We start from the raw sequence: 13,046 nt of genomic DNA, 5'->3' as shown, positions 1-13,046 counted from the left end.
CATGAATTTGAAGGAATAGGCATTAATGCTATTCATGATGGTTATGAGTATTTATTAGTACACACTATCAATATCGATAAGCTATTTGAATACAAGCTCCAGATAAGCCGGCTGAAATCAATGCATAAACGGCCAGTCATTGGCCTGGCGATAGTAACGGAAGAAGATTATTTTCATATACTGGAATTTATCTCTCTTAAAGCCCTTAACGCTGCGCATAATGATATTGATATCACAGACACGCAAAAACAGTTGGTCAATATCTTACAGCGCGTTGTAAATATGGGGGCCAGCGACCTTCATATTACACGGAATGATGTGTTGGCGTTGCTTGAGGCGCGCGTAAATGGCGTATTGATGCCGTTTATGCAGATTAAATCACAGCAGTGTGATGAACTGGTATTTGTCTTGTACAACGTAGAGGCTACAACCAGAGATACAACATGGAACCGGGCAATTCCGCAGAACGCGAATATTCTCTACAGTCTTAACGGTAAACCGTACCGCTTCCGTTATGCCCATTTTCCCATTTTTGGCGAAACGGCGGATTGTTACCATGCTGTGCTGCGTATTATTCCTTCCGGTTTGCAAAAAGATAACCTGGGCTCGCTGGATAAAATAGGCGTCTCGTCTGCCGAAATTGCCGATTTGAAAAAGATCCTTAGCAACCCTTATGGCGCGTATGTCATTGCGGGAACGACAGGTTCGGGCAAATCGACCACGCTGAAAAATCTGATGGAATGGCTACAAATAAACCGCTATGACGATCGCGGCTGCTTTTTGACGGTCGAAGATCCCGTGGAATATCAGATATACGGTGCCAAGCAAAGCTCCGTTGTCAGCGTCGAGGGGGGAGGCTTCCACGCCGCAATTAAATCTGCGTTACGCCGCGACCCGGATGTACTGATGGTGGGGGAGATTCGTGACAATGTTTCAGCTAACGCTCTGGCGGGCGCCGTTGAGAGTGGACATTACTGTTTTACCACCGTGCATGCGGGCAATATCGTTTCACTCCTGCAGCGTATGTCCGCATTAGGTATCAGCAGTAACAAGCTCTCCACGCCAGGCTTCGTTGCTGGGTTGCAGTGTCAGAAACTGGTGCCGGTGCTTTGCGATACCTGTAAGCAAGTCCATGAAGAGATTACCCTTTCCGGCCGCACTTTTACTCTGTTCCGGGCAAGCGAGAAGGGGTGTGTAAAGTGTAAGAAGAGCGGTATCAAAGGACGGCAGCTGGCGATGGAGTATTTTTTGCCAACCTATGACGAACTGGCGGCTATCTCCCGGCAGGAGTGGCTTAATGTTTACACCCTGTGGCGGGAAAAAAGAAAGACAGCGGTAGGACTTGCTGAAGGGTTTGAGATCCGTGAAAAAGTCATGGCGCATGTGCTGCTTGGTCGTGTGGATGCGCGCTGGTACGCAATGGAATTTGGCGTATTGCCAACAGAAGATCTGGAGATGATCGTTGAAAAAATTCAGTAAGAAACAGCGCATCTATATCTACCAGTTTTGCGCAGACATGATTAAGGCCGGTCTGCCTTTGTATGATTCGATGCAAAAACTGCAAAAAGAAGGTCAATCTTTACTGGGGAAAGCCTTTAGTAAACGGTTGATGGATCTTATCACGCAAATGAAGCAGGAAACATCCGTTGCGGCTGTTTTCGAAGGTATGGTGCCGAATTCTGAACTGAGTGTGATCACCGCGGCGGAGAAAAGCGGCAGCCTTTCTGATGGATTTTTTACCCTGGTTTCGATTATTAAATACAACGATGAACTGCGTAAAAAGATCATCGGTGCGCTTATATTTCCCCTGATAATGATTACCTTGTCGTTAATTGTTATTGCCGGCTATTCGCAAAAGGTATTCCCCGCCTTTGCCTCCGTTGTGCCGATTGATAAATGGCCAACCGTGACACAGAATCTCTATAATTTTGGCGTGGCGCTTTACGAGGGGTTGTGGCTAAAAATTCTACTGGGATTTATCTTTCTGGTTATCTTTTCACGGCTGACAATGGCCAATTTTAGCGGCACAATAAGGAATAAGATTCTCGACAGAATTATGCCGTTCTCAACTTATCGGCAGCTAACTTCCTCCATTTTTTTGAATAATTTGTCGCTAATGTTGAGTAACAATATTCCTCTGACGGATGCGCTTTCAATTATTCAGCTCAATGCTAACCGTTGGCTAAAATGGCATCTTTTCACCATGCTGGAGAAAATGGCGCACGGCGTGAATTATGGTAAAGCGCTCGATACCGGACTGATGGGCGCGGAAGAGTTACTCAACATCAGCCTGTATGCCGATCTCCCCTCGTTTAATGAGGTTTTGCTCTCGGTATCGGAGCGCTCCCGCGATCATATACAGGAGTATATTAAAAAACTTGCCGGACTGTTAAAGAACTTAGCCACCGTTATCCTGGGCGGGAGCGTTATCTGGGTATTTCTGGCGCTGTTCTCATTAATGGATACGTTGTCGAAAAGTGCAGTAGGATGATTGATGAAATGAATATAAAACCACAAAGCATTTGTCAGCGTGCACTCTTACTGGGTGCCTTATTCCTGGCGAGCGTAACGGCGCAAGGAGCGCAAAAATATGGTCTTAGCGACAGTCTCCAGTACTGCGAGCTTTGGGATACCTTTTTCCCTCTTTCGTTTCAGGTCCCTTCAAGTAATTGGGTGTCTAATTATTCCAGGCCTGAGCTTAACATCATATATATCTCAGCTGGTAAACGTAAGCATGTGGATGACTACATTGATCTTTACACTATTAATAACCAATCTGTCTGGCCGTCGCGTTTAATCAGTGGACGTGACTCGGCCTTTTGTCAGAACGACGGTGGTTGTGTGGCTAAAGGTAAGGGAAGCGTAGGTAAGGGTATTTCGGCATATAAAGATCTTGTCGCCGAATTTCCTGATGATGACGTTAAGATATTTTCCGGTTCCCCTTACTATGACGGCACTCTCTCATGGATTTCTTTGCCTATACGGTACCTTAAACTACTGAGAGTCGAATTCTTTACACCTTATTCCGGACCCGTAGGTGTTTTTACAGACTCTTATAATCCGTATGTGGAACCATTATATTTTGAATATAGAGCGACAGGGAATAAAGATGAAATGCAATTGACAGCTGTAGGTGGTACTGCGGCCGGGGCTAATTTCAATGGCGTTAATCTACCTGATAAAATAAGGCCAACGGCACTTGCCGCTTTACAGGTTTGGTTGTCATCAGGCACTGGTGACCCATGGAAGTCGTTATTACCTCATGCGCACAAGGTGGATATGTCAGAAAGCCAGAAGGCGCTTATCCCTGATAACTGCAAATAATCTCGCGTAACGATCGCCGGTTATTAAAAGACGATCGTTACTAATGCAACACCGACTATTAATAAGAGTTAAATTCTGCATGGATGCTTTTTTATCTCCCTCGTATCCCTGGCTAGCGCTACTTCTGGGATTATTCATTGGCAGCTTTCTCAACGTCGTTATTTATCGATTACCGATTATGCTGATGCGTGAAACCGCAGACGATGAAGAAAGAAGTGCGCTTCCCGCGGTAAATTTATGGTGGCCGCCGTCTCACTGCCCATGCTGCCAGCACAATGTTATGCCCTGGGATAACATTCCCGTGGTGAGCTGGTTGCTGTTACGCGGCAGATGTCGCCATTGCCATTGCACAATTTCGGGTATTTATCCGTTAAGTGAGGCGGTCATTGGCGTTGTGTTTTGCACTCTGGTTTACTGGCTTTATCCGCAATATAGCTTACTCCAGCTCGCGTTCATGGCGTTATTTCTCTGCCTGTTGTACACCCTTGCGGTTATCGACATCCGCACCTTTTTGCTTCCTGACTGCCTGGTGTTTTTATTGCTGTGGGCGGGACTTATTGCCTCCGTACGCCACCTTATTCCAATTTCACCGCGGGATAGCGTAATGGGCGCCGTTTTTATATGGGGCTTTACCTGGCTAATGGCCGAAGGTTACCGCTGGATAACCGGTCGGGAAGGTTTCGGTAAAGGGGACGTTAAGCTGTTCGCCGCGTGTGCGACATGGTTAGGGGTGGAAAATATTGCGGTGCTGATGCTGGGCTCAGCCCTGTTGGGTCTTTGCCTGTTTCTGTTTCGCTACTTCTATATCCGCAGATTCGCGCCGCAGGGAGAGCTGGCGAAACAGGGATACATACCATTTGGCCCGGCGATCGTTGTGATGTCGATCTATCTAATGTATACGGCGGTGCTTAACCTGTGATCACTCTTCTGCTTTCGTTACTTTTGCTGCGCGCTGCGCCAGATATGTATCGGGACGAGGTTGCGCGTGATGAATTCAGCGTGACGGTATCGCTCATTCCGCCCGCTCCACGACAATACACTACCGTGCCAGCCATGACGGGGCGAATACCACGTACGCTTTATTTATTGTCGCTGCCAGTATGGCGGCCAGTGCATCAGCAGAAAACCTGTGCAACAGCGGTGCTGATGAATCAGCCGCCAGTAACAACATCGCCTTTAATACGGCAGCGCTATCAGCCTTGTTTCGATGATCTTCAGACTGGTAAACACCATGCGAACCTTATTGAGACCCGACGGGAAACCGACCCTCTCTCCTGTCGCATCAGCGCTGCTACCTTGTCACGTCGCGCTTTTATGACGTGGCCCTCTGACGTTACGGTGAACGCCGATGCCGATGATGATCTTTCCTGCGCGCAGGTTATGGCGCTGGCAAGCTTCTTTCCTGCTGGCGTTGTATCTACCGATCGCTTTGCAACCAATCCGGCTCCTGATAATGATACGGCGAGCAGCTTTTTTTCGGTGCTGAATCTGACGATCCCCACGAACAGCGCCCCAGCGCCAAACTGGCAGTCTTTATCGAATCGTCATGCCGTTTCTGAGGTCGATACCCTGCCTGCCGGGGCGTTTATCTTCCCCCTGACGCACGAAATTGTTGTAACGTCTCCTTATGGCATGCGTTACCACCCGGTCACCCGTCAGTTTATGCGGCATGAAGGCGTGGATCTGCGCGCACCGGTAAATAGCCCGGTAATGTCGGTTGCCGATGGCGAAGTGACGGCGACCGGCTATGGTCCGGTGACGGGGTTCTATATTACCGTCAGTCATGCCGATGGCTGGAGCAGCCGCTATTTGCATTTAAATACGCTTCAGGTTCATAAAGGCGATAAGGTATTCAGAGGCAATGTTATCGCCTTATCAGGGGCGACCGGGCGCATCAATGGTCCTCATCTCCACCTGGAACTCAGCCATCATCACCAGTTGGTAAACCCAATGGAGGTGCTTTTTGCGTCGACATTAAACCCCAATGCCAGGCGGGCGTCGCACGTGGCAGATACACAGGCGGTTATCGAGCCGGTGGATATGACGCCGACCATCGCTTTGATTAGTGGGGAAGGGGAGAATTTGCAGATAGGCGTGCGCGTCGGTAAAAAAACCACCTTCTACGCGCAGAGAGAACCCGTAGAGACGCCGGATGGCGTATGGCGCATTGTTAAACGGTATGGAAAATACAGGCTCGTGAAAGTGTCGCCGGAAGCAAAACCCGAATAGCCGGCTGTTTTATAGCCGTTTTTCCGCCCTTAACCGGCAGAATGCGGCGCTTTTGCTGTTTTTTTCCGCAGTTGATACAATGCACTAAAAATGCCCTTGCGAAGGTGATTCGCTTTGGTTAGTATTCACACCCGCTTCAGTGGGAAACAGTAAATATTCCCGCTTTAATGGTCGAAGCATTGTACGCGGCAACTCCGCAAGGAACAGGTTGATTATGCACGAAGCTCTTTTAGTAGTTTTCCTTATTGTGGCAATTGGCCTGGTTGGCTTGATCATGCTGCAACAAGGTAAAGGCGCTGATATGGGAGCCTCTTTTGGCGCAGGCGCTTCTGGTACTCTGTTTGGTTCAAGTGGTTCTGGTAACTTCATGACCCGTATGACAGCTGTATTGGGAACCTTGTTCTTCATCATCAGTCTGGTGCTGGGTAACATGAACAGCAATAAGACCAATAAAGGAAGTGAGTGGGAAAATCTGAGCGCACCGGCGAAAACCGAGCAAACTCAGCCAGCTGCTCCGGCTCAGCCGACCAGCGATATCCCACACTAAGTATTCTGTACCGAGGTGGTGGAATTGGTAGACACGCTACCTTGAGGTGGTAGTGCCCTAACGGGCTTGTGGGTTCGAGTCCCATCCTCGGTACCAAATTCCAGAAAAAAGACGCTGCAAAGCGTCTTTTTTTTCGTCTGTTACTCGTGGCTGTCTGTAGGTCGGATAAGGCGTTTACGCCGCCATCCGACATTATTGCAACGCCTGATGGCGCTACGTTTATCAGGCCTACAGACACCTTATATTCCGCGCATAAAAAAGGCCGCTTTCGCGGCCTTAAAATGATGAGTCGTTACTTCGCTTTGTTTTCCAGATTCTCAACCTGCGGCAGACCGGTCGTTGAAGAGGCGGTCAACAGACCGGCTTTCGCGTAGCCGAACAGCTTCTCGCGGGTATCGGTGATGTCCAGATTACGCATAGTCAGCTGGCCGATACGATCGTCAGGTGAGAATACTGACTCGCCTTTCTCCATGGTCAGACGTTCTGGCTTGTAAGTCAGATTATCAGACACGGTATTGAGGATGGAGTAGTCGTTGCCGCGGCGCAGCTCCAGCGTCACTTCGCCGGTAATCTGGCTGGCGACCCAACGCTGCAGACCGTCACGCAGCATCAACGCCTGCGAGTCGAACCAGCGGCCCTGGTACAGCAGTTTGCCCAACTGACGGCCATGAGAGTGATATTGCTCAATGGTGTCTTCGTTATGGATACCGGTCAGCAGACGCTCGTAAGCGATGTGCAGCAGCGCCATCCCCGGGGCTTCATAGATACCACGGCTCTTAGCTTCAATAATCCGGTTTTCAATCTGATCGCTCATGCCCAGACCGTGACGGCCGCCGATGCGGTTGGCTTCCAGCATCATCTCAACGTCGTCGCTGAAGGTTTTACCGTTTAGCGCTACAGGATGACCCTGTTCAAAGCGTACGGTCACTTCTTCTGCCGGGATCTTCACGCTCTCATCCCAGAACTTCACGCCCATAATCGGGTTGACGATTTTGACGCTGGAATTCAGGAATTCCAGGTCTTTCGCTTCGTGGGTCGCGCCGAGCATATTGGAGTCAGTGGAGTACGCTTTCTCGACAGACATTTTGTAGTCGAAACCGCAGGCGATCATAAATTCGGACATCTCATGGCGACCACCCAACTCGTCGATAAAATCGGTATCCAGCCATGGTTTGTAAATCTGCAGTTCCGCGTTGGTCAGCAGGCCGTAACGATAGAAACGTTCAATATCGTTGCCTTTATAGGTGCTGCCGTCACCCCAGATATTCACGCCATCTTCTTTCATGGCGGCAACCAGCATGGTGCCGGTGACTGCACGGCCCAGTGGGGTGGTATTAAAATAGGTCAGGCCACCGGTGGTGTTGTGGAAGGCGCCGCACTGAATGGCTGCGATCCCTTCGGCAACCAGTTGCTTACGGCAATCTACCAGGCGAGCATTCTCAGCACCATATTCCATTGCGCGGCGAGGAATGGCGTCATAGTCATCCTCATCCGGCTGGCCCAAATTCGCAGTATATGCATATGGGACAGCCCCTTTTTGTCGCATCCACAGCAGTGCTGCACTGGTGTCCAGGCCGCCGGAAAAAGCGATACCAATACGTTGACCTACCGGGAGATGCTTGAGAATCGTCGTCATAAAATAAAACCCTGCTTGATAGACTGGTGAAGAGGTCGGCTTATTATACTAAATGCATTTTTATGCAAAATAAATGAGTTTTCATTTAATCATCTTTTCTGGATGACAGGAAGAGTTTAGTGATAATTTCGTTAAATAACGGCGCGGCCGGTACATTTATCTTGATTACCACCCGCTGGTCAGCATTCATTGATTTGCATAGTGGTAACAAGGTTGACATAACACATAGAGTATCAATATACTGTGCGCAGATTTTACGTCCCGTCCTCGGTACCAAATCCCAGCAGTATTTGCATTTTTTACCCAAAACGAGTAAAATTTGCCACGTTTCAGGCGCGGGGTGGAGCAGCCTGGTAGCTCGTCGGGCTCATAACCCGAAGGTCGTCGGTTCAAATCCGGCCCCCGCAACCACTTTCCCTTAGAGTTCTTTTTCAAATATACTGTGAAGACTTAGGCCTTCGTAGCTGGATTTGAAAAAAATTCTTTCGGAAGGTTCTCCGAACCGCAGGTGCGGTTATAGGGTTCAGTTATCTAAAGCCCCGATTTATCGGGGTTTTTTGTTATCTGACTACAGAATAACTGGGCTTTAGGCCCTTTTTTTATGTCTTGGGGGTGGGCTTGTCCACATTAGAGCAAAAATTAACAGAGATGATTACAGCCCCGGTTGAAGCCCTGGGCTACGAACTGGTCGGCATCGAATTTATTCGCGGTCGCACATCCACACTGCGCATCTATATTGATAGTGAAGATGGCATCAATGTTGATGATTGTGCTGATGTGAGCCATCAGGTAAGCGCCGTGATGGATGTCGAAGACCCAATCACCGTTGCCTATAACCTGGAAGTTTCCTCGCCGGGTCTCGACCGTCCTCTGTTCACTGCTGAACACTACGTGCGTTTCCTGGGGGAAGAAGTCACGCTGGTTCTTCGTATGGCGGTTCAAAACCGTCGTAAATGGCAGGGCGTTATCAAAGCGGTGGACGGTGAGATGATCACGGTCACAGTCGAAGGTAAAGATGAAGTGTTCGCGCTGAGTAATATCCAGAAGGCGAACCTGGTTCCCCACTTTTAACAGTCTGGATTGAGGTGAAAAGCCCGCGATGAACAAAGAAATTTTGGCTGTTGTTGAAGCCGTATCCAACGAAAAAGCGCTGCCACGCGAGAAAATTTTTGAAGCGCTGGAAAGTGCGCTGGCTACAGCAACAAAGAAAAAATATGAGCAAGAGATCGACGTCCGCGTAGAAATTGATCGTAAAAGCGGTGATTTCGATACCTTCCGTCGTTGGGTAATCGTAGAAGAAGTTACCCAGCCAACCAAAGAAATTACGCTGGAAGCGGCACGCTTCGAAGACGAAAGCCTGAACGTGGGCGACTATGTTGAAGATCAGATTGAATCTGTCACCTTTGACCGTATCACCACCCAGACTGCGAAACAGGTTATCGTACAGAAAGTACGTGAAGCTGAACGCGCAATGGTTGTTGATCAATTCCGCGAACACGAAGGCGAAATCGTTACGGGTGTGGTGAAAAAAGTTAACCGTGACAACATTTCCCTGGATCTGGGCAGCAATGCTGAAGCCGTGATCCTGCGCGAAGACATGCTGCCGCGTGAAAACTTCCGCCCTGGCGACCGTATTCGCGGTGTTCTGTACTCTGTGCGCCCGGAAGCGCGCGGCGCGCAACTGTTCGTCACCCGTTCCAAACCGGAAATGCTGGTTGAGCTGTTCCGCATTGAAGTGCCAGAAATTGGCGAAGAAGTGATTGAAATTAAAGCGGCTGCTCGCGATCCGGGCTCTCGTGCGAAAATCGCCGTTAAGACCAACGATAAGCGTATTGATCCGGTCGGCGCGTGTGTGGGTATGCGCGGTGCGCGCGTTCAGGCGGTCTCTACCGAACTGGGCGGCGAGCGTATCGATATCGTCCTGTGGGATGATAACCCGGCGCAGTTCGTGATTAACGCAATGGCGCCAGCAGATGTCGCTTCTATCGTGGTGGATGAAGACAAACACACCATGGATATCGCGGTTGAAGCCGGTAACCTGGCTCAGGCGATTGGACGTAACGGTCAGAACGTCCGCCTGGCTTCACAACTGAGCGGTTGGGAACTCAACGTAATGACCGTTGATGACCTGCAAGCGAAGCATCAGGCTGAAGCACATGCCGCCATCGATACCTTCACCAAATATCTCGATATCGATGAAGATTTCGCGACAGTTCTGGTGGAAGAAGGTTTTGCGACGCTGGAAGAACTGGCCTACGTGCCAATGAAAGAACTGCTGGAAATTGACGGCCTTGATGAACCGACCGTTGAAGCGCTGCGCGAGCGTGCTAAAAACGCACTGACCACTCTGGCACTGGCCCAGGAAGAAAGCCTCGGTGATAACAAACCGGCTGACGATCTGCTGAATCTGGAAGGATTGGATCGCGATATGGCCTTCAAACTGGCTGCCCGTGGTGTTTGTACGCTGGAAGATCTCGCCGAACAGGGCATTGATGATCTGGCTGATATCGAAGGGTTGACCGACGAAAAAGCCGGTGAGCTGATTATGGCTGCCCGTAATATTTGCTGGTTCGGTGACGAAGCGTAATAAACTGTAGCAGGAAGGAACAGTATGACAGATGTAACCGTAAAAACGCTGGCTGCAGAGATACAGACCTCCGTGGATCGCCTGGTACAGCAATTTGCTGATGCAGGTATCCGGAAGTCTGCTGATGACTCTGTGTCCGCACAAGAGAAACAAACCTTACTGGCGCATCTGAACCGTGAGAACGGCTCAGCGCCGGATAAGTTGACATTGCAGCGTAAAACGCGCAGTACTCTCAATATTCCAGGTACCGGTGGGAAAAGCAAATCGGTACAAATCGAAGTCCGCAAGACACGCACCTTTGTGAAACGCGATCCGCAAGAGGCTGAACGCCTGGCCGCGGAAGAGCAGGCGCAGCGTGAAGCGGAAGAGCAAGCCCGTCGTGAGGCAGAAGAAGCTGCCAAACGCGAGGCGCAACAAAAAGCCGAACGTGAGGCCGCAGAACAAGCTAAGCGTGAAGCCGCTGATAAAGCGAAACGTGAAGCTGCGGAAAAAGACAAAGTGAGCAATCAACAGACCGACGATATGACTAAAACCGCCCAGGCCGAAAAAGCCCGCCGTGAAAATGAAGCCGCAGAACTGAAACGTAAAGCGGAAGAAGAAGCACGTCGCAAGCTTGAAGAAGAAGCTCGCCGCGTAGCGGAAGAAGCTCGCCGTATGGCGGAAGAAAACGAGAAAAATGGTGTGGATAACGCTGAACCTGTTGAAGATACCAGCGATTATCACGTCACGACTTCTCAGCACGCTCGCCAGGCAGAAGACGAAAACGATCGTGAAGTTGAAGGCGGCCGTGGTCGTACTCGCAGCGCGAAAGCCGCGCGTCCGGCGAAGAAAGGCAACAAACACGCTGAATCGAAAGCCGACCGTGAAGAAGCGCGCGCCGCAGTTCGTGGTGGTAAAGGCGGTAAACAGCGTAAAGGTTCCGCTCTGCAGCAGGGCTTCCAGAAGCCAGCTCAGGCCGTTAACCGTGACGTTGTGATCGGCGAAACCATCACCGTTGGCGAACTGGCTAACAAGATGGCGGTTAAAGGCTCTCAGGTCATCAAAGCGATGATGAAACTGGGCGCAATGGCGACCATCAACCAGGTCATCGACCAGGAAACCGCACAACTGGTTGCCGAAGAGATGGGCCACAAAGTTATCCTGCGTCGTGAAAACGAGCTGGAAGAAGCAGTAATGAGCGACCGTGACACCGGCGCTGCGGCTGAACCGCGCGCACCGGTTGTAACCATCATGGGTCACGTTGACCACGGTAAAACCTCCCTGCTGGACTACATTCGTTCTACGAAAGTGGCTTCTGGCGAAGCGGGCGGCATTACTCAGCACATCGGTGCGTACCACGTTGAAACTGACAACGGTATGATCACCTTCCTGGATACTCCGGGTCACGCCGCGTTTACCTCTATGCGTGCTCGTGGTGCTCAGGCAACGGATATCGTGGTTCTGGTTGTTGCAGCAGACGACGGCGTGATGCCGCAGACCATCGAAGCTATCCAGCACGCGAAAGCGGCAGGTGTGCCGGTGGTGGTTGCAGTCAACAAAATCGATAAGCCAGAAGCGGATCCGGATCGTGTTAAAAACGAACTGTCCCAGTACGGCATCATGCCGGAAGAGTGGGGCGGCGAAAGCCAGTTCGTCCACGTTTCTGCGAAAGCCGGTACCGGTATCGACGAACTGCTGGATGCGATCCTGCTGCAGGCCGAAGTTCTGGAGCTGAAAGCTGTTCGTAAAGGTATGGCGAGCGGCGCGGTAATCGAATCCTTCCTGGATAAAGGTCGTGGTCCGGTTGCTACCGTCCTGGTACGTGAAGGTACGCTGCATAAAGGCGACATCGTACTGTGTGGCTTCGAATACGGCCGCGTGCGTGCGATGCGTAACGAACTGGGTCAGGAAGTTCTGGAAGCAGGTCCGTCCATTCCGGTGGAAATCCTCGGTCTGTCCGGTGTTCCGGCTGCCGGTGACGAAGTGACCGTGGTGCGTGACGAGAAGAAAGCCCGTGAAGTTGCACTGTATCGTCAGGGCAAATTCCGTGAAGTTAAACTGGCTCGTCAGCAGAAATCTAAACTTGAGAACATGTTCGCCAACATGACCGATGGCGAAGTTCACGAAGTGAACGTCGTACTGAAAGCTGACGTACAGGGTTCTGTAGAAGCGATCTCCGACTCCTTACTGAAACTGTCTACCGACGAAGTGAAAGTGAAGATCATCGGTTCCGGCGTAGGTGGTATCACTGAAACCGACGCGACCCTGGCTGCGGCGTCCAACGCGATTCTGGTTGGCTTCAACGTCCGTGCTGATGCTTCTGCGCGTAAAGTGATCGAATCTGAAAGTCTGGATCTGCGTTACTACTCCGTCATCTATCATCTGATCGACGAAGTGAAAGCGGCGATGAGCGGTATGCTGTCTCCGGAACTGAAACAGCAGATCATTGGTCTGGCTGAAGTGCGCGATGTGTTTAAATCACCGAAATTTGGTGCGATCGCGGGCTGTATGGTTACCGAAGGTACTATCAAGCGTCACAACCCAATCCGCGTCCTGCGCGACAACGTGGTTATCTATGAAGGCGAGCTGGAATCCCTGCGCCGCTTCAAAGATGACGTTAACGAAGTCCGTAACGGTATGGAATGTGGTATCGGCGTTAAGAACTACAACGACGTTCGCGTTGGCGATATGATCGAAGTGTTCGAGATTATCGAGATCAAACGTACCATCGCATAATCTTCGTA

The 13,046-nt window shown here is 50.5% G+C and carries 10 protein-coding genes and 2 tRNA genes; 11 read left to right on the top strand and 1 reads right to left on the bottom strand.

Annotation, left to right across the window (positions count from 1 at the left end; all coding sequences use genetic code 11):
• Positions 1–120: 120 nt before the first annotated feature.
• The 7 genes from JSN25_RS02625 (at position 121) to JSN25_RS02595 (ending at position 6,196) form a co-directional block, all read left to right on the top strand.
• Complete coding sequence (locus JSN25_RS02625; protein ID WP_204525424.1) at positions 121–1,479, top strand: ATPase, T2SS/T4P/T4SS family; 1,359 nt, start codon at positions 121–123, stop codon at positions 1,477–1,479.
• A complete protein-coding gene (locus JSN25_RS02620) occupies positions 1,463–2,491 on the top strand; it encodes a type II secretion system F family protein (protein ID WP_199966645.1) in 1,029 nt (342 codons plus the stop codon). The genes JSN25_RS02625 and JSN25_RS02620 overlap by 17 nt, the downstream gene beginning before the upstream one ends.
• On the top strand, positions 2,488–3,324 hold the full coding sequence (locus JSN25_RS02615) for a hypothetical protein (protein WP_204525423.1): 837 nt from the start codon (positions 2,488–2,490) through the stop codon (positions 3,322–3,324). Before JSN25_RS02620 ends, JSN25_RS02615 begins: the two co-directional genes overlap by 4 nt.
• Before the next feature lie 79 nt (positions 3,325–3,403).
• The gene (locus JSN25_RS02610; protein WP_162620706.1) at positions 3,404–4,243 is read left to right on the top strand and encodes a prepilin peptidase; all 840 of its coding nucleotides are present in this window, start codon (positions 3,404–3,406) and stop codon (positions 4,241–4,243) included.
• Positions 4,240–5,553, top strand: coding sequence for a M23 family metallopeptidase (locus tag JSN25_RS02605; protein ID WP_159121504.1), 1,314 nt, complete (start codon positions 4,240–4,242; stop codon positions 5,551–5,553). The genes JSN25_RS02610 and JSN25_RS02605 overlap by 4 nt, the downstream gene beginning before the upstream one ends.
• Positions 5,554–5,767: 214 nt before the next feature.
• The gene (gene secG, locus JSN25_RS02600; protein WP_006687886.1) at positions 5,768–6,100 is read left to right on the top strand and encodes a preprotein translocase subunit SecG; all 333 of its coding nucleotides are present in this window, start codon (positions 5,768–5,770) and stop codon (positions 6,098–6,100) included.
• A gap of 9 nt (positions 6,101–6,109) precedes the next feature.
• Positions 6,110–6,196, top strand: a tRNA-Leu gene (locus JSN25_RS02595).
• A 196-nt stretch (positions 6,197–6,392) separates the two neighbouring features.
• On the opposite strand, the gene argG is transcribed toward JSN25_RS02595, so the two are convergent.
• Entirely contained in the window at positions 6,393–7,736 is a 1,344-nt protein-coding gene (gene argG / locus JSN25_RS02590) for an argininosuccinate synthase (RefSeq protein WP_006687887.1), read from the bottom strand.
• 334 nt (positions 7,737–8,070) lie between these two features.
• On the opposite strand from argG, the gene JSN25_RS02585 reads away from it, so the two are divergent.
• From JSN25_RS02585 to infB, 4 genes are all read left to right on the top strand, one after another.
• A tRNA-Met gene (locus tag JSN25_RS02585) sits at positions 8,071–8,147 on the top strand.
• 207 nt (positions 8,148–8,354) lie between these two features.
• Positions 8,355–8,807: a ribosome maturation factor RimP gene (gene rimP, locus JSN25_RS02580; RefSeq protein ID WP_003024996.1), complete on the top strand. Its 453-nt coding sequence runs from the start codon at positions 8,355–8,357 to the stop codon at positions 8,805–8,807.
• 28 nt (positions 8,808–8,835) lie between these two features.
• Positions 8,836–10,323, top strand: coding sequence for a transcription termination factor NusA (gene nusA / locus JSN25_RS02575; protein WP_038634199.1), 1,488 nt, complete (start codon positions 8,836–8,838; stop codon positions 10,321–10,323).
• A gap of 24 nt (positions 10,324–10,347) precedes the next feature.
• Positions 10,348–13,038, top strand: coding sequence for a translation initiation factor IF-2 (gene infB / locus JSN25_RS02570; protein ID WP_038634196.1), 2,691 nt, complete (start codon positions 10,348–10,350; stop codon positions 13,036–13,038).
• The last annotated feature ends 8 nt before the right edge of the window (positions 13,039–13,046 follow it).

Source organism: Citrobacter cronae (assembly GCF_016893685.1).
Taxonomy (GTDB): Bacteria; Pseudomonadota; Gammaproteobacteria; order Enterobacterales; family Enterobacteriaceae; genus Citrobacter; species Citrobacter werkmanii.
This window is presented reverse-complemented; position numbering and strand designations above follow the sequence as displayed.